Source organism: Radiobacillus kanasensis, from assembly GCF_021049245.1.
GTDB classification, from domain to species: Bacteria; Bacillota; Bacilli; order Bacillales; family Amphibacillaceae; genus Radiobacillus; species Radiobacillus kanasensis.
In genome coordinates this window covers 1,074,570-1,094,424 of record NZ_CP088020.1, presented here as the reverse complement: position 1 = coordinate 1,094,424, position 19,855 = coordinate 1,074,570, and the positions used below count along the sequence as shown (strand labels likewise).

General features: G+C 42.2%; 14 protein-coding genes, 1 tRNA gene and 3 rRNA genes. 3 read left to right on the top strand and 15 right to left on the bottom strand.

What is annotated here, in order from left to right:
- Positions 1 to 298: 298 nt before the first annotated feature.
- Positions 299 to 1,885 (bottom strand): ribosomal protection-like ABC-F family protein, encoded by a 1,587-nt coding sequence (gene abc-f / locus KO561_RS05780; RefSeq protein WP_231096176.1) that lies wholly within the window; start codon positions 1,883 to 1,885, stop codon positions 299 to 301.
- Positions 1,886 to 2,258: 373 nt separating this feature from the next.
- Here abc-f and KO561_RS05775 point away from each other — a divergent pair, with 373 nt between their 5' ends.
- Both KO561_RS05775 and KO561_RS05770 read left to right on the top strand, forming a co-directional pair.
- Positions 2,259 to 2,876, top strand: a complete 618-nt coding sequence (locus KO561_RS05775) for an NUDIX hydrolase (protein ID WP_231096175.1) — start codon at positions 2,259 to 2,261, stop codon at positions 2,874 to 2,876.
- A gap of 50 nt (positions 2,877 to 2,926) precedes the next feature.
- A complete protein-coding gene (locus tag KO561_RS05770) occupies positions 2,927 to 3,541 on the top strand; it encodes an HAD-IA family hydrolase (protein WP_231096174.1) in 615 nt (204 codons plus the stop codon).
- A gap of 299 nt (positions 3,542 to 3,840) precedes the next feature.
- On the opposite strand, the gene KO561_RS05765 is transcribed toward KO561_RS05770, so the two are convergent.
- The 9 genes from KO561_RS05765 to KO561_RS05720 all read right to left on the bottom strand — a co-directional run bounded on the left by KO561_RS05765 (position 3,841) and on the right by KO561_RS05720 (position 12,640).
- The gene (locus KO561_RS05765; protein WP_231096173.1) at positions 3,841 to 4,599 is read right to left on the bottom strand and encodes a (S)-benzoin forming benzil reductase; all 759 of its coding nucleotides are present in this window, start codon (positions 4,597 to 4,599) and stop codon (positions 3,841 to 3,843) included.
- A 47-nt stretch (positions 4,600 to 4,646) separates the two neighbouring features.
- On the bottom strand, positions 4,647 to 5,165 hold the full coding sequence (gene mug, locus KO561_RS05760; protein WP_231096172.1) for a G/U mismatch-specific DNA glycosylase: 519 nt from the start codon (positions 5,163 to 5,165) through the stop codon (positions 4,647 to 4,649).
- Positions 5,166 to 5,230: 65 nt separating this feature from the next.
- Positions 5,231 to 5,377, bottom strand: coding sequence for a hypothetical protein (locus tag KO561_RS05755; protein ID WP_231096171.1), 147 nt, complete (start codon positions 5,375 to 5,377; stop codon positions 5,231 to 5,233).
- 58 nt (positions 5,378 to 5,435) lie between these two features.
- On the bottom strand, positions 5,436 to 6,584 hold the full coding sequence (locus KO561_RS20575; protein ID WP_408004842.1) for a C39 family peptidase: 1,149 nt from the start codon (positions 6,582 to 6,584) through the stop codon (positions 5,436 to 5,438).
- Positions 6,585 to 6,727: 143 nt separating this feature from the next.
- Entirely contained in the window at positions 6,728 to 7,861 is a 1,134-nt protein-coding gene (locus KO561_RS05740) for a zinc-dependent alcohol dehydrogenase (protein ID WP_231096170.1), read from the bottom strand.
- A 112-nt stretch (positions 7,862 to 7,973) separates the two neighbouring features.
- On the bottom strand, positions 7,974 to 9,116 hold the full coding sequence (locus tag KO561_RS05735; protein WP_231096169.1) for a trans-sulfuration enzyme family protein: 1,143 nt from the start codon (positions 9,114 to 9,116) through the stop codon (positions 7,974 to 7,976).
- A 109-nt stretch (positions 9,117 to 9,225) separates the two neighbouring features.
- Positions 9,226 to 10,605 (bottom strand): Na+/H+ antiporter NhaC, encoded by a 1,380-nt coding sequence (nhaC, locus tag KO561_RS05730; protein WP_231096168.1) that lies wholly within the window; start codon positions 10,603 to 10,605, stop codon positions 9,226 to 9,228.
- 98 nt (positions 10,606 to 10,703) lie between these two features.
- Positions 10,704 to 12,422 (bottom strand): IS200/IS605 family accessory protein TnpB-related protein, encoded by a 1,719-nt coding sequence (locus KO561_RS05725; RefSeq protein WP_231096167.1) that lies wholly within the window; start codon positions 12,420 to 12,422, stop codon positions 10,704 to 10,706.
- A gap of 71 nt (positions 12,423 to 12,493) precedes the next feature.
- Complete coding sequence (locus tag KO561_RS05720; protein ID WP_231096166.1) at positions 12,494 to 12,640, bottom strand: hypothetical protein; 147 nt, start codon at positions 12,638 to 12,640, stop codon at positions 12,494 to 12,496.
- A gap of 115 nt (positions 12,641 to 12,755) precedes the next feature.
- Here KO561_RS05720 and KO561_RS05715 point away from each other — a divergent pair, with 115 nt between their 5' ends.
- Positions 12,756 to 13,439, top strand: a complete 684-nt coding sequence (locus tag KO561_RS05715; RefSeq protein ID WP_231096165.1) for a FadR/GntR family transcriptional regulator — start codon at positions 12,756 to 12,758, stop codon at positions 13,437 to 13,439.
- Positions 13,440 to 13,470: 31 nt separating this feature from the next.
- Here the strand turns inward: KO561_RS05715 and KO561_RS05710 are convergent, their stop codons facing one another.
- The 5 genes from KO561_RS05710 to KO561_RS05690 all read right to left on the bottom strand — a co-directional run bounded on the left by KO561_RS05710 (position 13,471) and on the right by KO561_RS05690 (position 19,830).
- Positions 13,471 to 14,466: a phosphotransferase enzyme family protein gene (locus KO561_RS05710; RefSeq protein WP_231096164.1), complete on the bottom strand. Its 996-nt coding sequence runs from the start codon at positions 14,464 to 14,466 to the stop codon at positions 13,471 to 13,473.
- Positions 14,467 to 14,653: 187 nt separating this feature from the next.
- Positions 14,654 to 14,730 (bottom strand) — tRNA-Met (locus KO561_RS05705).
- Between the two features lie 200 nt (positions 14,731 to 14,930).
- A 5S ribosomal RNA gene (gene rrf, locus KO561_RS05700) occupies positions 14,931 to 15,046 on the bottom strand.
- Positions 15,047 to 15,123: 77 nt separating this feature from the next.
- Positions 15,124 to 18,040, bottom strand: a 23S ribosomal RNA gene (locus KO561_RS05695).
- Between the two features lie 228 nt (positions 18,041 to 18,268).
- Positions 18,269 to 19,830, bottom strand: a 16S ribosomal RNA gene (locus KO561_RS05690).
- The 16S, 23S and 5S rRNA genes sit together here with 1 tRNA gene alongside, the layout of an rRNA operon.
- Positions 19,831 to 19,855 lie beyond the last annotated feature (25 nt).

The following is a 19,855-nucleotide window of genomic DNA, read 5'->3' as shown; positions in this document are numbered from 1 at the left end:
CCCATCGTATTTATATACGAGGAGGTTTCTTATGTCGTTTAAAGCATTTTTTAATCGAAGGTTAACTTGTACAAATTGTGGGCGCTCTTTGTCAGAGGGAGACGAGGTGATTGTACATATTACCCTATACCCTACCAAGCGTGCATAAAATGCCAGTTGGGGATTCTAGACAAAGTGTTAAGCAAATATGCAAATTTTGTATATTGCAAAACCTGTTACGATAAAGTTTAATAAGGGAACGGAAACGCAGGAGTTTGATTAAACCCTGCGTTTCTGTGATAAATTTATAATACTCTATCTACTTTCGTCGTCTTATCTCTCCCAACAGTTCCTCATATTCTTTCTCTAACGCTTCCTTATCCTCATGTGGCTTTAATAAACTTAGTCTACTAATTACATCTGTGAGCTTATTCTTCAAAGCCAATAAAGCTACTTGGTCCTCATCATTCGCTTGATAGGTTGGTTGAGCAAGAGAATCCTCATATTCTTTCAGCGTTCCTTGGAAAGGGAGGACGGTTTGCTCTTCCAAAATCCATAAGCAATTAGCTACTTGGTCCACAAAGGTTCGATCGTGCGAGACAAGTAAAACAGTTCCCGGGTAGTCATTAATCAATCCTTCCACTGCCTGTAGAGCATGGATATCTAGATGATTGGTCGGCTCATCCAACACTAACAGATTGTAGTCTCCCACTAACAATTTAGCTAGAGCAACCTTCACGCGCTCCCCACCGCTCAACACATCAATCGGTTTATAAACCGTATCCCCTTTGAAATACATCCTTCCGAGAATAGCTCGAATCACGTGTTCAGGCAGATGACTTCCTTCAGAAACATATTCATAAACAGAAGGTTCTAATGGGAGATTTTCAATCGCTTGATCGAAATGACCAACTTTCAAGTTGTTGGACACATCAATTGTTGGATCACCTGATAATAGCTGATGAATCAACGTCGTTTTTCCGATACCATTTCGTCCTATTATGGCCGTTTTAGAACCAGTCTTTAGCTTTAAGGACGGAATCTTATATAATGTTCGATCACCAATATTTTTAGAAAGCGATTCAGCCATCAGAAGGTTTCGACGATGAATCGGCGTGTAAAGAGTGAAATCCATTTGGATACTTTCCCACTCTTCTGGTTTTTCCACTTTTTCCAAACGGTCGAGCCTCTTTTGAATAACCTTCGAAACTCTTTCTACTTTCTTTTGCTTACCAGCTGCTTTATTTTTATACAGCTGCCACTCCGAATTCCCCATTCTAGAAGGGGGTTTTCTCATGCCACTAGCTTGCTGTTGTTTTTGTGCCATGCGTTCCTCTAATCGTTTTTTCTCTTTTAGATAGCCCTCATGAGCTTGGTATTGTTGTTCGATTTCCAGCTCCTTCTTTTTTTGATAAAAGGAGTAATTTCCGTTGTATTCGGTTAGGACACCATTCTCTAACTCCCATATGATATGACACACCTTATCTAACAAAGCCCGGTCATGAGAAACAATGACCATCGCTCCATCCACCTTTTGCAACCGTCCTTCTAGCTCCTCCACTCTCTTCCAGTCCAAATTATTCGAAGGCTCATCAAGGAACCAAATTTTTGCGGATTCGGAGAAAAGCTCCGCTAGCTTTTGCATCGTTTTTTCTCCCCCACTTAAATGGGAATCCACTTGATTCGTATTATTTAATTGTTCAAAATACCCAATCTGGCCTTTCTGTTCCACGATCGATTCATCGCCAAACATTCCGAGTAAATATTTCAGCAGCATCGATTTTCCTTGGCCGTTTCTTCCTACAAGACCAATACGCTCTCCTGTATGAATAGAAAGCTCTGGTATATTCAATAAATCCCGGTTCCCAATAGAAAACTTAATATCTTTAGCATGTAATAATCTCATAAAAAAACCTCCCTGTTCTTCCAGAGAGGATGTGTGTACCTATAAATGCCGAGCTCAAATTAGACATGGTTTCCCCATAGGGATACGTTACGTCTACAAAGGAACTTATGAAGAGTGTCATCTCCTCACATCTGTGGCAAAATGGGCATACTTATCCTATCTCTGGAACGAGTAAATGTTTGCTATAAAACTCGTTTAGTGGAATAGGATTAGTACTTCATTAGCCTACAGTTCAGTCCTTTCTTTTCATAATACTCTTTTATTATATCGGATTTTTTTCACAAAGCAAGATGGCAAGGGCCAATTTAGGTCTTTACTTTTGAAATCGTTATCCTAGACTAGGAAGAGAGTAGTATTGGAGAGGAGTGAACCCATGGAAGAGAAATGGTTAACGTGGGCAAAAGAAATACAAGCATTAGCACAATCGGGATTAGCTTACAGTAAAAATGTCTATGATATCGAACGCTATGAACAGTTACGAGATTTATCCAAAGAAATCATGGCTAGTTATACAAACGTATCTATGGAAAAATTGGACAACCTTTTTACCAATGAAGTTGGCTACCAAACCCCAAAAGTTGATATTCGGGGATTTATAGTGGAAAACGGGCAAATACTGCTTGTCCAAGAGAAAATTGATGAGAAATGGGCACTACCCGGTGGTTGGGCTGATGTTGGTCTTTCCCCTAAAGAAATTGTGATAAAAGAATGTATGGAGGAAGCGAACATTGAGGTAAATCCGAAGCGTGTCTTGGCGATCTATGATTATCTGAAGCATGAGCATCCTCCTTCTCCTTACCATGTTTATAAAGTGTTTATCCATTGTGAACGGATAAGCGGGGATTTGAAGGGCGGATTAGAAACACATCAGGTTCAGTTTTTCTCTCCTGAAGAATTGCCAGAGTTATCTGTAGAGCGAAATACGAAGAAACAAATTCTACAGCTGTGGGAGGACGTTACTAACGATCATTCGTTTACTAGATTTGATTAGCATGATAGTATCCACAACAAGGTAGAAGAGAATATGGAGGAGGATTCAACATGTACAAGCACGTAATTTGGGATTTTGATGGTACTCTTTTTGATACCTACCCAGTGATGGCAAAGATATTTAAAGATTTGCTGAAAGAACGAGAAATAGAAGAACCACTTGAGGAGATTGTAATTCAGATGAAAGTATCTGCATCATCTGCAATAAAATACTATGAGAAAAAGCATCAAGTTGACAAAGAGTTTATAACAAAATATCAAAAACGGAAAAAAGAGGCAGAATTAAAATTAGCTAAACCATTTGAAGGAATTGAGGAGATTTGTAAATACATACATGCAACGAATAGAAAAAATTATTTACTTACCCATCGTGGAGAATCGTCAATTGAACTACTAAAAATGTATGGTCTACACAGTTATTTTTCTGATTTTATAACGTCCAAACAAGGTTTTGAGAGAAAACCCAGTCCTGATGCAATTCATTACCTTATGAACAAATATAATATGGTTCGCTCAGAAGCCATCATGATTGGTGATAGAGATTTGGATTTATTATCAGGGAAGAACGCAGGGATAAGTGCTTGTTATTTTACTGATGGGAACGAAAAAAATGATCATGCTGATTACATTATTCATAGTTTTCAGGAATTGTACTCGATTGTTTAAACCCTTATCAAATATAGAAACAGTATGAGGTGGTACACAAAATGAAAAATAAACAGGCTATCGTTTGGGGATTAGTTGCAGTTATTTTAGTTCTTATTTGGCTACTTACAAGATAAAAATATATTCTATTTATAGGGTGTGATTGCCATGTTCGGCAATCACACTTTTGTAAAATTGGCGGACACTATAGGTGTGAACATATAAAAAAGCAGCTCAATCTAGGGGTACAGTTTTGTACTCCAAAACGAAACTACTCATTTGAAATCCAAGCCACTTGTTGCCTCTAGGGGCCTTTTACTTTAAAGTAACTCTTTTATCGAATAGTTTTTCCCATTCTCGATGTTTGGAACATCCAGCAAAACAGAAACTAGCGCTTGGGCAACGACATCTGTATCACGAAGTTCGTTATTTTCTTTATATTGCTTGAAGGCCTCCACATCTCTAAAGGCATCTAGACTGGAAGCGCGTATGGATGCTTGCATATTTGTATCCATAATACCTGGATTAAATAGGATAGCAAGGTTTCCCGTTTCCGCTTCCATTTGCTCCATTGCTACTGTTTCGGTGAAAAGATCAAGTCCTGCTTTTGTTCCACAATAAAGACTCCAGCCAGAAATTGGTCTTTGAGCTGCTCCAGAAGTAACATTAACGACTATCGTTTTCGTTTCACTGATTGATGCCTTTTGCAAGAAAATGTTGGTAGCCGCTACAGGCGCAACAAAATTGATATTCGTGTGTGCCACAATGTCGTTTGCTGCATGATTCCCTGTTCGATCAATAGGATCTACGACCCCTGCGTTATTAATAAGATAGACAAGTTCTGGGTTTTGACCATAGATCTTTAAGGCAACCCCAGAAAAGACAGACTCTACCTGATTTGGGTTGGCAAGATCGCAGGAGATATGCTCATATGTAACGGAATGCTCATTTGCTAGTCTGGAAAGTTGTTCATTGTCTGTTCTGGAGATTCCAATGATATGTATGTTTTCTTTGATTAATAAGCAACTAATGGATGCGCCTAAGCCTTTTGAATTACCTGTTACAATGGCGTACTTCATTTTTCTATTCTGTGGTTATATTTCCCCACAGAATATTCACCTCCGAGTTAATTAATATGATGAATAATTTGGGTCAACTGCTTGTAAATTTCTACAATATCTTGCTGCTTCATGCGAACTAGACCACTGGAAGATGGTGCAACAAATTCAACTACTCCTGGCATAATCGGATTCTGCTGAATGCCCCATTGTACCCTTCTGTTTTTACTATACTCCTCGTAAACACCTTTGCCAACAAAACAGAGCACCTTCGGTTTATACTTTATAATTTTTCGTTGCAGTTCTAATGCCCCTTCTTGATATTCTTCTTTCGTAATTTCAGCCGCCTCTTTCGTTGGTCTCGCTACGATATTCGTTAAACCGTATCCAAACTCTAAAAGCTTAGCATCCTCTTCTGGGGGAAATTTTTTTGGTGTCAAACCAGCTTCAAATAAAATATTCCAAAATCGGTTATTAGGATTGGCAAAATGATGTCCCGTCTCTGCAGAACGAATACTCGGGTTAAAACCGATGAATAATACTTTTAAATTTTCCTGAATATGATCAGGAATTGGTTGTAAACTCATAGGAATCTCTCCTTTGTGATAAAAACATAAAAGGTATTGCTAGAGCAACACCTTTTATATCTTTATTATTCACTGCCTTCTGTTATGTTAAAAAACAATTGATCATCTTCTTCTACATTGGCTTTCTTTTCTTTCGCATTGCGATCTTTTCCTATAATTCCGTCAGACTCATAACTCTTCTTGTAGGATTGATCCTCTTTTTTCTCTTTCATCGTAATCCTCCTTTTTTCCCTATCCTTTCCTAAGTAAAAAAGGTTATACGAATTTGGCTTATCTTGTAATGACAACCGCCTGACTTCCCATTTGCTCCCAAGCTTTCTCAAAGTTTTTTCGGTCTACTGGTTTGTTCTTTCCACCGTAAGGATCGTTGATATAGACGTATTGATCATCATAGCCAGTCACTGCAACACTATGCACACTAAAGGTGATCTCAACAGGTCCTTGCGGCGTATCCCATGTTTGAATATTCCCGACTGGTGCAAAGCTAGCTGTCGTAATGACCCAAACGGGTAGACCTTGTTCTAGATACGTATAAATTTCCTCCGGCTCACTTCCGGTTAGATCAATGGCCCTCTCCCCTACATATGTTTGTGCTAAGGCATGAATAGGACCATGGTAGACGCCAAGTCCTGGCCCCTGCGCCATATCTCCTACAAAACCTTCATGTGGATTTCCTTTTTGTCCATTAGAATGGGTTAGTGGAACATACGGGATTTCTTCTGCTAGTTGATTTTTTGTTACGTTAATCCCATGGTATTGCAAAATCATTGCTAAACTTGTGACTTCACATCCATTGTAAAGCATCGGGTCAGCCATTTGTAAGAGTAAAGGAACGTCTAGTGGTAACACAACATTTTCAACGAAAGGACGAATGTAAATACTTATCTCCCTCTCTTCTTCCTCGACCTCGATGGGATATTCTAATTGTTCTTGTGCAAAATCCAACGGAATGTACACTTCATTTTGTACCGTAATAGCAAAAGCTTCTTTTTGTTCAGGTATCTCCTTCTCTTCCGACGAAGCAAATACCATTGCTGTTGCTACTGCACTTGGATCTTTCATAGGTAAGTGAAAAATTTTTGTATCTTCTGTTTGAATGTTGACAGATTGTATTAGTGGTTGAACTTCAAAGGTGTGGTTCATTGCTGAGGTTAAAGTATGAGTTGGCAAATAATATTGCTCATTATAATATAAAATATCGTGATCAACTTGCTGTTCCCCTATAAACAAGGAAACATCATCTTTTGTTAGCCAATCTGTGTTATTTGTTTCTGCTTCGACTACAGTTTCTTGCGTACTGGACACAGGGGCAGCAGTTTGTGTCGCATTATTTACAATCTTGGAGTCTATGAATACGTAAAGAAGTAGTGCCACCGAAATACAGATCAGACTCCATAGCGTTTTACCTTTCCACGTCATTGGGGTACCTCTCTTTGTTATTCGATTATAGATTCATAGTTTTGTTTCATTTTACTGGAGATTTCGAATAATAACAAAGAAAAGACCCTCTCTATCCTTCGACAAAAACCGATAAGAGTCGGGTGGCACCACCCGACTTTTCTTTATGGTTTTAGGATAACTTTGACGCAGTTGTCTTCCTTTCGATTGAAGATATCATAGCCATGTGCAGCTTGTTCCAAAGGCATTTCATGTGTAATGATTTTTGTTGGATCAATCTCTTCGTTGATGATTTGTTTATATAACGTGTCCATATATGCTCGAGCTGGGGCTTGTCCCATTCGAAGGGAAACATTTCGTTGGAAGAATGGACCTAATGGGAACATGTTATATAATCCCCCATACACGCCAGTCAGCTGGACCGTTCCAAATTTCTTCACTGCTTTAGTTGCGATTTGAATTGCGCCTAGTGTTCCCCCCTGCAACTTAAGCTTTTGCTCCACAAATTCCAACGGAGACTTCTTACCATCCATCCCAACACAATCTATGACAACATCGGCACCACCGTTCGTCCTTTCCTTTAGTACTTCTCCCATATCGTCATACTTTGTGAAATCAAAGACCTCCGTCTTATTGGAGCTCTTCGAAAGGTTTAAACGATTTTCTACATGATCAACTGCAATGACACGTTCTGCGCCTTTTTGCCAAGCAAATTGCTGTGTCAATAACCCTATTGGACCACATCCTAATACAATCACTGTATCACCTGGTTTCACGCCCGCATTCTCCACACTCCAATAAGCTGTCGGTAACACATCAGATAAGAATAGTAAGGAGTTATCCTCCATTTCACAATCATCTGGTACCCGAAAAGGAGTATAGTTTCCATAAGGAACACGTAAATACTCCGCTTGCCCGCCGGGAAGGTCTCCAAACTTTTCTGAATACCCAAAATATCCGCCAGAGTCATAATGCGGGTTGGCGTTATCACACTGGCTTTCCTGGTGTGCTTCACAGTACGGACAATGACCACAAGCTAACGTAAAAGGAATAACCACGCGATCCCCTTTTCTAACCTTTGTCACATCTGGCCCAACTTCTTCGACAATTCCCATTGGCTCATGTCCAATGGAATATCCTATAGGTAAAGGAATATTTCCTTGATATAGGTGTAAATCTGAACCACATATTGCCGTGGATGTTACACGGATAATGACATCTTCCCGATCCTGTATGGTTGGGTCTGGTACTTGTGTAACTCCAACCGCATATTTTCCTTGATACGTAACAGCTTTCATTATGCGTCCTCCATCCAGTAGATTAACTTAGTCTTAAGGTGCTGTAATTGGAGGATAAATATGTATGAAATTGTAAATAGAAAATGGATGCTAATAATAGCACCCATTTTTGTTAATTTAAATAAGATTGATCCAACGCATCCACAAAGGCTTTCAGGATATCTTCTTGGTCCTCAATCCCGACAGAGATACGGATAAGTCCTTTCGTTATCCCTAATTCTTTTAAAGACTCCTCCGGCAAAGCCCGGTGTGAGGTGGACAACGGATAGGATACCGTTGTTTCTACCCCTGCCAATGTTGGAACGATGTTCACCCATGACAACGATTTAAAAAACTTGTCTACATCACAAGAATTCGTGATATCGATGGTTACGATTGCCCCATTTCCGCGATCTGAAACATTGGTTGGGTAGTACACCTTATCAACCGCTTTATGTTCTTTTAAAGAGTCGGCTAAATATTGGGCATTCTTAACATGTCTTTCCATGCGGACACTTAATGTTTTGATTCCACGGCAAGTTAACCATGCTTCAAAAGGACTTAAATTCGTCCCTATATTAACTACTTTTGTCTTCGCTTTTCCCACTAATTCTTCATTACCAACGAGCACACCTGCGGTAATATCACTATGGCCCCCAATGTATTTCGTTGCACTATGCACGACTAAATCTACCCCGTCTTCATACGGTCGGCAAAGATAGGGGGTAGCAAACGTATTATCAATCATTGTTTTTAATCGATGTTTACGAGCTAACTCCACAACCTCTTTAAGGGATTCCGTCCGCAACAACGGATTCGTCACAGATTCTGAATAAAGCAGCTTTGTGTTTGGTCTAACGTTGCTTTCCACTTGATTCAAATCCTCAAAATTCACAAAAGAGACGTCTATCCCAAAATCCTTTAATTCATGAGCCAACAATTGATAGGTGCCACCATAAATATCAGTGGAAGCTAATACATGGTCACCTTGTTTCGCTACCGCAAGAATCCCTACTAAAATTGCGGACAGCCCAGATGAAGTTGCTACCCCGCTTGGAGCCCCTTCTAGTTGAGCAACAGCTTGTCCTAATTCATCGGTATTAGGATTTCCCACCCGCGTGTATAAATAGTCCTTTTCGCCTTGGTAAAAGCTTTCTAGATCATCCAGATCCTTATACTTAAAAGCAGATGTTTGATAGATTGGAGTAACCTTACTATCGATGGATTGGGATTTTTTCTTTGAGAGATGAACGGCCTGTGTATCAAAACGTTTCATGGTTTTCTCCCCTTCTAAATATGTATTAGTACTACTTTACCGCAGCTCCAGACAAAATTCCAACCTTTTATTTCCAATGAAAAAACCCTCCCATTTGGAAGGGTTTACATTAAATAGCCTCTTGATCGTGCTGATTTTGGTTTGGTGTATCGCCGAATTTCCGAATACCAAATCCATTCGTATATGGGGCGAGAATTCCGTATAAAGCCGAGAAGAAAAAGCCACCTAAGTTAAAAATAGCCCATGGTAAGAACTCAAAATTCCCGACACCTAATGTTGTAGCAATGAACACCCCAGATACCGTCCATGGCATTAGTACTTCCGTTATCGTGACGGAATCCTCCATGTTTTTGGATAGGTTTACAGGGTGTAGATTTTTTTTCTTAAAAACATCTCCAAAAATATCCTTGATTAGGAAGAAGGTGACCAGAGCATTAGATGTACAGTTGATGACAGCAAAGCCGGAAACGAGAGAAGCCACCGTAATACTTCCGACTGATTTTAAATGAGCAATAATCCGCTCTAGCACCACATTTAAGGCTTTGGAGACTTCCAATGCAGATGCAAAGAAGAATGCTACAAATACAAAGAATGTGGCATTATACATGGATTGTAAACCACCTCTATTTAACAGCCCTTGCATGTCCTCAGTAATAACATCCGCGCTCAGGTTCGGAATAGAATCAGTCAACATATTCACAGAAAAGCCGGAAACAGCAGATGCAAATAAATTAGAAAATGTTGCTTGCTGGAATAGTAGTGCTAATATCATAGCTGAAATAGCAGAAGTAAAGATGACTATCAAAGGTGATTTTTTCATGAGGGAGCCAGCAACGACAATGAGTGCTGGAATAAGAAGTAGGATGTTTAAGTTAAAAAGTTGATCAATTCCGGCCGTCATTTCTTCAATATTTGAAAGCTGTGTTGCGTTTGTATCCATTCCTAAACCGACAAAGAAGTACACAATGATTGCAATAATGGAAGATGGAATTGCCGTAAACAACATATGTTTTATGTGCTCATAAATATTGGATCCAGCAGCTAACGAACTCATATTCGTCGTATCAGATAAAGGAGATAATTTATCCCCGAAGTAAGCACCAGAAACGACTGCCCCAGCTGTAACAGCGAGTGAGACATCCATTGTTTCTGCAATACTCATTAGTGCAACCCCGATTGTACCAGCTGATCCCCATGACGTACCTACACACATAGACACAATCGCAGTTGCTAGGAATGCCAATACATATAAATAATTAGGATTGATAAGCTCTAATCCCCAATATACAAACAATGGAATCGTACCCGATATGAGCCAGGTTCCGATTAACAACCCAATACTAAAGAGAATCAATATAGCAGGAAGCGCTTTCTTTATCTTGTCACCCATAACAGTAATAATTTCATCAAAGGAGTTCCCTTGAACCACTGCGAAGACTGCAAATACGACTCCAGCAAAAAGTAACATTAACTCTGCCGGATACTTCAAAATACCGATACCACCATTGAACTACCCCCACCAAATGCTAAACATTTGGAAGGGGATTCTTAAAAGAGAAGCTGCTAAGTAGACCATAACCTGTTCAACTAGGCCATGGATTTTCCACTTTCCTCTTTAGTAAGATTGTCTTTCCTTTTCTTAGATTCCAACAGGAAACCGAGAGAGGAGAGTTCATCGCGAAGCCTTACTGTGTCAGAAAGTTCTAAATGACCGAACCAGAAAGTTGGTACATCACTTAGGAGTCGAGAAACTGCGTTCCATTGCGCCCAATGATGTAGACCTTGTTTCTTCTCTGGAACAAGGGAATGCAACACTGGTGGAAGCTTCTCTTTGTATCCCATTGCTCTTCGAGCAATGACGTAAGAAGCAGCCTGGTGAATAGAGATGCCAAAACGCTTCATATATTTCATTTTACCAATTTGAGAAGTATAAGCCGGATTCACCTCATGAACCTCAATCCCTAATTTCTCGGCTCTACTTTTAATAGCAGAAACCATTTTACGATAAGCAAATAAGCTCATACGCATATTTGCTTTTCTATTTCCATAAGGGTTAGAGACTTTCGATTTGGTTGTATCCAGTTTTTCTACCGCGATTCCTTTATGATGGTTCACCGCATAATCAACAATAGCAATGGCCTCTGCTTCAAGAATCTTGGTAATTTGATTGGAACTTTTTCCAACAAGGTCGAAATCCAAAACAAAACTATCAACGAACTGACCTTTATGGTTTACATTCGATACAGCAAAGTGGTCTACGTTACAATCCACACCAATTAACCCATCCACTTTGCTATGGTTTTTATACTCTGATGTTGGGATATCTAGCAAACACTTAAAGATATAGTAGTCGCCTTTGTCTTCAATAGACCAACCAACTGGTTTTCCTTGAAGTTTCCTATCTTTCGAATGTAAGTTCATTTGTTTTTCCACCGCTGAATTAATTTGTCCTTGCCCATAAGGAAATACGAGATCTTCGATGTGGACGATGGTTCCGTCAGGAGTTTGGAATGTTAACTGATGATTTTTCGGATTGTAATGAAAAACAAAATTTCCCGATTTGGCATCTTTCCTTCCGGAAATCGTCATTTGATTGTACCGAGATTGAGTCCAATCCTGTTTCCAAAGGTCATGATTGTTTTTATATGTATCTAAGGTGAATTGAGAACGAAATAGTTTTTTCGTGCCGAAAACAACGTTATGGATATTCCCTTTTAGGCTACGCAGCATCTTCTCTAATCTATCTAGTCGGAATTTCAAACGACCTAAACGGCTTTTTAATATAGATATTTCAGAATCTACGTAATCATGTTCAAAAGAATAGACATGGAAGAAAATAAGCGTTTCATTTTTATAGTGAACTCCGAATAGGTTTCCATGTTGTTGAATGTGTTTCAGGTTCCCTGGAAGGTTGATTTTACCTTTGGTGATAGAAATTTTTATTTTTCTCAAAGAAGTTAATTTACTTTTAGTCGTCTTGATTTTCTTTTTCACCGATTTGATTTGCTCTTTTTTATTCGACATGTATAGCTTCTGCAATTCTTTTTGGGATTTTAAAAGAGCCTTCACTTCTTGGACAATGCTGTTGGTATAGTAATCATTCAGTTCGAATTTTTTCTTCACATGCACATGCAAAGAAACCCCGTCTCTTTTTGATGTTTCAGTACGAAGTTCTTTAACCTTCGTCGAAAAAGAGTAATGTTTTGCTTGGTTAAACACAAAAAGAGCGTGACGTATGGAATCCACATGATTTTGCGCCAGTGTGTTTTTATATACACGTTTTGAAAAGTATGCTTTCCTTCCCATTTGCCCGCCATCTCCTTTTGAATACTATAAGAATATTTTACCGAAAGGAACATATGTTCGTCAATTAGAAATTACACTTTTTTCGTAGTGAAAATCGATTCATCTCCCACTAATTGCTTAGCAAATTTGAAGGAGTCTTCTCGATTAAGAACGATAAAAATAACCAACGATAAACCAATAGGAACTAATGCCATTCCTAAGCTTGGACGGTTATTCATTTCCCTCTCCCCTTTATTCCTTCATATTTTGAAACGCTTGTTCTAAATCTGAAAGTTGTAATTCTGCACCTTCTAACCCTACAGATAACCGATTTGGCATGGTGGTGATGTCACATTGAGAGCACTAAAAAAACCTAGACTATCAGAACGCGCTGCGGAAGAAATTAAACAGTACATTAAACAAGAACAGTTACAAAAAAGAGATCGCCTTCCCTCTGTATCTGAACTAATCGATGCTCTCGGTATCGGTAGATCTACGTTAAGAGAAGCCCTACAGCTTCTGGAATCACAAGGTACATTAGAAATTCTAAATGGGAAAGGAACCTTTGTTAGAGATACAAATCCATACCAAATTCAAACGTCCTTTGATATTACAAATGAGAAACATTTCTTACTGGAAGCGCTTGAAGTTAGATCTGCTTTGGAAGGAAAAGCTGTAGAATTAGCAGCAAAGTATGCAACTGAGGAAGAAATAGAGAAAATGGAATATTACTTACAAGAATATGTTCGCTTTCTCAAGCTAGATGACCGGGACAATGCGAATCACTCTGATTCTATGTTTCACCAAATGATTTATGATGCCTCGAAAAATGAATTATTAAAGAGTATTATTGAGTCTGTCTGGGATTCTTTTCACGAGTTTTGGAATGAACCATTCGGAAAACAAGATATTTTTGATCAAAGTTACCCGCATCATGAAACTTTATTACTAGCTATTCAAAATAAAGAACCTATACAAGCACAGCAAGCTTTTACAAAGATTATGCACTCCGTACGAACTTCGATTGAAAATATTTAAAGCCCATTCGTCAGACGAATGGGCTTCTTTTCTATAAAATTTCTTCTATATTTACAATCGGTTCCTGCTTTACAATTCTAGCTCTTAGCTCAACTAAAAGATTTTGTACCTGTTTATCTCGATCTTCTTCTGCAATTTTTTTGTGAAGAACAGTAAAGAGGGTTATATCTCTTAATCGTAATAACAGTGGCAAATGCTTGTCCCAGTTCTCAGGAAGGGAACTGCTAGTTTGATATCCTTCTACAAAAGCATGTAAAAATGTCTTTGCAAAATTAATTTTTTCTTCCTGCTTCTCCTTAGGGAATCGACCTAGTATGGAATAATAGAGTGGAATAGCAATATCAGACGCAAACCATAGGTAACAGCTGTCATCAAAATCAAACACCTGTATCGTATCTCCATCATAAAAGAAGTTCCCAGAGTGAATATCATTGTGAATTAATCCAAAGTTTTCAGGAGTTATCGGGATCTCATTTAAGTCCTTTAAAAACTGATGGACACGTTCTATAACCTCATCATCAGCAATATATCGATCTACTTCCAGCAAGTCATCCTCATCCCATTTTGGCCGTTTTTGGATACTAGTGGCTGGTTCATAGAGCTTAGTAGCTTTATGCATTCTCCCAATGGTTTGACCCCATTTATAGAATAGCTTTTCGGAAAAATCGGGATCTGAAAAACGAACTTGTTTCCCTTCAGCCTTATTAAATAGACTAGCATGAAAACTAGACCCATCATCTACTAATAAGCTCTCGACGAGATTACCATCGATAGAAGGATGTGCTTTTGGTACTTTTAGGCCACTATCAAATAGATAGTTGACCCAATCTACCTCAGAATTTAGTTGCTCCTGGGATCTATGAGAGCTATGTGTTAGACGTAATATGTATGGACTTTCGTTTTGATAGACTTCAAACACGTAGTTTTCAAAATCTCCTAGCTTTTTGTGGTCCCCATTTAACAGAAATTTTTCATTAAAAAATTGCATAACTTCTTCTGTAAATATCTTCTCAACAGTCTTTTCCATAGGCTTCACTCATTTCCCTCTTTATTGCCTTTATTCTATCACACAAAGTAAAAAGGGTTTCAATAGTATCAAAAAACCTAGAATCATTGTAAGATTCTAGGTTTGGTTATGTATGGATATTTGTTTTTGTTTTTCGAGCACCACTATAAATTTTTAGCGATTTTGTAATTCGACGTAGTAAAAAATTTGGTTGCGGGGGCAGGATTTGAACCTACGACCTTCGGGTTATGAGCCCGACGAGCTACCAGACTGCTCCACCCCGCGACAATAAGAAATATTAAATTGACACTCATGAGCAAATTATAGATTAAAGCTAGTGTTTTGGACCCCTGCATCTTCTTGTTGAATCGAAGATGATTCATGCTTCGGGGTTACTCGCAGGTTATTCGGTGGATGCATTGCTCGTTGCTCCACCCCGCGATGATATAAAATATTAAATCTTGCACCAAGAAAATATGGGTTCGGCCTAGCGGCGTCCTACTCTCGCAGGGGCAATGCCCCAACTACCATGGGCGCTAAAGAGCTTAACTACTGTGTTCGGCATGGGAACAGGTGTGACCTCTTTGCTATAACCACTAGACCTTGAAGTTCCAACCGGAACTTTTTTTAGAGTTTGCACCCTAAAAACTAGATAAGAGTTAAGACATTCATAAGATTTAAGTTAAGTCCTCGATCGATTAGTATTCGTCAGCTACACATGTCACCATGCTTCCACCTCGAACCTATCAACCTCATCGTCTCTGAGGGATCTTACTCATTTAAAATGATGGGAAGTCTCATCTTGAGGGGGCTTCATGCTTAGATGCTTTCAGCACTTATCCCTTCCACACGTAGCTACCCAGCTATGCTCCTGGCGGAACAACTGGTGCACCAGCGGTGTGTCCATCCCGGTCCTCTCGTACTAAGGACAGCTCCTCTCAAACTTCCTGCGCCCACGACGGATAGGGACCGAACTGTCTCACGACGTTCTGAACCCAGCTCGCGTACCGCTTTAATGGGCGAACAGCCCAACCCTTGGGACCGACTACAGCCCCAGGATGCGATGAGCCGACATCGAGGTGCCAAACCTCCCCGTCGATGTGGACTCTTGGGGGAGATAAGCCTGTTATCCCCGGGGTAGCTTTTATCCGTTGAGCGATGGCCCTTCCATGCGGAACCACCGGATCACTAAGCCCGACTTTCGTCCCTGCTCGACTTGTAGGTCTCGCAGTCAAGCTCCCTTCTGCCTTTACACTCTTCGAATGATTTCCAACCATTCTGAGGGAACCTTTGGGCGCCTCCGTTACTCTTTGGGAGGCGACCGCCCCAGTCAAACTGCCCACCTGACACTGTCTCCGAACCGGATCACGGTCCTGGGTTAGAAGGTCCGTACAGCCAGGGTGGTATCCCACCGACGCCTCCACCGAAGCTAGCGCTCCGGTTTCTCAGGCTCCCACCTATCCTGTACAAGCTGTACCAACATTCAATATCAGGCTACAGTAAAGCTCCACGGGGTCTTTCCGTCCTGTCGCGGGTAATGCGCATCTTCACGCATAGTATAATTTCACCGGGTCTCTCGTTGAGACAGTGCCCAAGTCGTTGCACCTTTCGTGCGGGTCGGAACTTACCCGACAAGGAATTTCGCTACCTTAGGACCGTTATAGTTACGGCCGCCGTTTACTGGGGCTTCGGTTCAACGCTTCGCCTTGCGGCTAACGCATCCCCTTAACCTTCCAGCACCGGGCAGGTGTCAGCCCCTATACTTCGCCTTTCGGCTTCGCAGAGACCTGTGTTTTTGCTAAACAGTCGCTTGGGCCTTTTCACTGCGGCTTCTCATGCAAGAAGCACCCCTTCTCCCGAAGTTACGGGGTCATTTTGCCGAGTTCCTTAACGAGAGTTCTCCCGATCACCTTAGGATTCTCTCCTCGCCTACCTGTGTCGGTTTGCGGTACGGGCACCTCTTTCCTCACTAGAGGCTTTTCTTGGCAGTGTGAAATCAGGAACTTCGGTACTCAATTTCCCTCCCCATCACAGCTTGTGATTGCCAGACGGATTTGCCTATCTGACTCACTCACTGCTTGGACGCACACATCCATCGGTGCGCTTTCCTTATCCTACTGCGTCCCCCCGTCGTTCAAACGGAAAGGAGGTGGTACAGGAATATCCACCTGTTGTCCATCGCCTACGCCTTTCGGCCTCGGCTTAGGTCCCGACTAACCCTGAGCGGACGAGCCTTCCTCAGGAAACCTTAGGCATTCGGTGAAGAAGATTCTCACTTCTTTTTCGCTACTCATACCGGCATTCTCACTTCTAAGCGCTCCACCAGTCCTTACGGTCTGACTTCCCTGCACTTAGAACGCTCTCCTACCATTGTTCGAAAGAACAATCCACAGCTTCGGTGATACGTTTAGCCCCGGTACATTTTCGGCGCAGAGTCACTCGACCAGTGAGCTATTACGCACTCTTTAAATGGTGGCTGCTTCTAAGCCAACATCCTGGTTGTCTAAGCAACTCCACATCCTTTTCCACTTAACGTATACTTGGGGACCTTAGCTGGTGGTCTGGGCTGTTTCCCTTTCGACTATGAACCTTATCACCCATAGTCTGACTCCCAAGATAAAGTAGCTGGCATTCGGAGTTTGACTGAATTCGGTAACCCGATGAGGGCCCCTAGTCCAATCAGTGCTCTACCTCCAGTACTCATTTCTTGAGGCTAGCCCTAAAGCTATTTCGGAGAGAACCAGCTATCTCCGTGTTCGATTGGCATTTCACCCCTACCCACACCTCATCCCCGCACTTTTCAACGTGCGTGGGTTCGGGCCTCCAGTCAGTGTTACCTGACCTTCACCCTGGACATGGGTAGATCACACGGTTTCGGGTCTACGACCCCTTACTATAACGCCCTATTCAGACTCGCTTTCGCTGCGGCTCCGTCTATACAACTTAACCTTGCAAGAGATCGTAACTCGCCGGTCCATTCTACAAAAGGTACGCCGTCACCCGTTAACGGGCTCCGACTACTTGTAGGCACACGGTTTCAGGATCTATTTCACTCCCCTTCCGGGGTGCTTTTCACCTTTCCCTCACGGTACTGGTTCACTATCGGTCACTAGGGAGTATTTAGCCTTGGGAGATGGTCCTCCCGGATTCCGACGGAATTTCACGTGTTCCGCCGTACTCAGGATCCACTCTGGAGGAAACAGTCTTTCGATTACAGGGCTCTTACCTTCTTCGGCTGATCGTTCCAGATCGATTCGTCTACACTATTTCTTTGTAACTCCGTATAGAGTGTCCTACAACCCCAGAAAGCAAGCTTTCTGGTTTGGGCTAATTCCGTTTCGCTCGCCGCTACTCAGGAAATCGCATTTGCTTTCTCTTCCTCTGGGTACTAAGATGTTTCAGTTCCCCAGGTCTGCCTCCTATACCCTATGTATTCAGATATAGGTACTACTCCATTACGAGTAGTGGGTTTCCCCATTCGGAAATTCCCGGATCAACGCCTACGTACGGCTCCCCGAGACATATCGGTGTTCGTCCCGTCCTTCTTCGGCTCCTAGTGCCAAGGCATCCACCGTGCGCCCTTCTTCACTTAACTAATTTGTCTGTGAAAAGACGTTTGGTTTGTTACTGTTGAATGTCTTGTATTAGTCTAGTTTCCGTCCTCAAAGAACTTCCACTATTCTAATGCTCTTATCTAGTTTTCAAGGTGCAAAAAACCACAATAAAGTGGCATTGAGAGAGTTAATCCCTCAAAACTGAACCAAACGAACCAGTATGTTCTCTGACCAGCTCCGAAGAGCTGGCTTCCGTTATCTTTCCTTAGAAAGGAGGTGATCCAGCCGCACCTTCCGATACGGCTACCTTGTTACGACTTCACCCCAATCATTGGCCCCACCTTCGGCGGCTGGCTCCTAAAAGGTTACCTCACCGACTTCGGGTGTTGCCAACTCTCGTGGTGTGACGGGCGGTGTGTACAAGGCCCGGGAACGTATTCACCGCGGCATGCTGATCCGCGATTACTAGCGATTCCGGCTTCATGTAGGCGAGTTGCAGCCTACAATCCGAACTGAGAATGGTTTTATGGGATTTGCTTCACCTCGCGGCTTCGCTGCCCTTTGTACCATCCATTGTAGCACGTGTGTAGCCCAGGTCATAAGGGGCATGATGATTTGACGTCATCCCCACCTTCCTCCGGTTTGTCACCGGCAGTCACCTTAGAGTGCCCAACTAAATGCTGGCAACTAAGATCAAGGGTTGCGCTCGTTGCGGGACTTAACCCAACATCTCACGACACGAGCTGACGACAACCATGCACCACCTGTCACTCTGTCCCCGAAGGGAAAGCTCTATCTCTAGAGTGTTCAGAGGATGTCAAGACCTGGTAAGGTTCTTCGCGTTGCTTCGAATTAAACCACATGCTCCACCGCTTGTGCGGGCCCCCGTCAATTCTTTTGAGTTTCAGCCTTGCGGCCGTACTCCCCAGGCGGAGTGCTTAATGCGTTAACTTCAGCACTAAGGGGCGGAAACCCCTAACACCTAGCACTCATCGTTTACGGCGTGGACTACCAGGGTATCTAATCCTGTTCGCTCCCCACGCTTTCGCGCCTCAGCGTCAGTTACAGACCAGAGAGTCGCCTTCGCCACTGGTGTTCCTCCACATCTCTACGCATTTCACCGCTACACGTGGAATTCCACTCTCCTCTTCTGCACTCAAGTTCCCCAGTTTCCAATGACCCTCCACGGTTAAGCCGTGGGCTTTCACATCAGACTTAAGAAACCGCCTGCGCGCGCTTTACGCCCAATAATTCCGGACAACGCTTGCCCCCTACGTATTACCGCGGCTGCTGGCACGTAGTTAGCCGGGGCTTTCTCGTCAGGTACCGTCAAGGTACAAGCAGTTACTCTTGTACTTGTTCTTCCCTAACAACAGAACTTTACGATCCGAAAACCTTCATCGTTCACGCGGCGTTGCTCCGTCAGACTTTCGTCCATTGCGGAAGATTCCCTACTGCTGCCTCCCGTAGGAGTCTGGGCCGTGTCTCAGTCCCAGTGTGGCCGATCACCCTCTCAGGTCGGCTACGCATCGTTGCCTTGGTAGGCCATTACCCTACCAACTAGCTAATGCGCCGCGGGTCCATCTATAAGCGACAGCCGAAGCCGCCTTTCAACTTTCTCCCATGCAGGAAAAAGTATTATCCGGTATTAGCCCCGGTTTCCCGGAGTTATCCCAGTCTTATAGGCAGGTTACCCACGTGTTACTCACCCGTCCGCCGCTCGTTCCACCATCGTCACCCCGAAGGGATCAGATGGCTTCCCGCGCTCGACTTGCATGTATTAGGCACGCCGCCAGCGTTCGTCCTGAGCCAAGATCAAACTCTCCAATAGAGTTTTGAGTTCTTTACTCAATTTA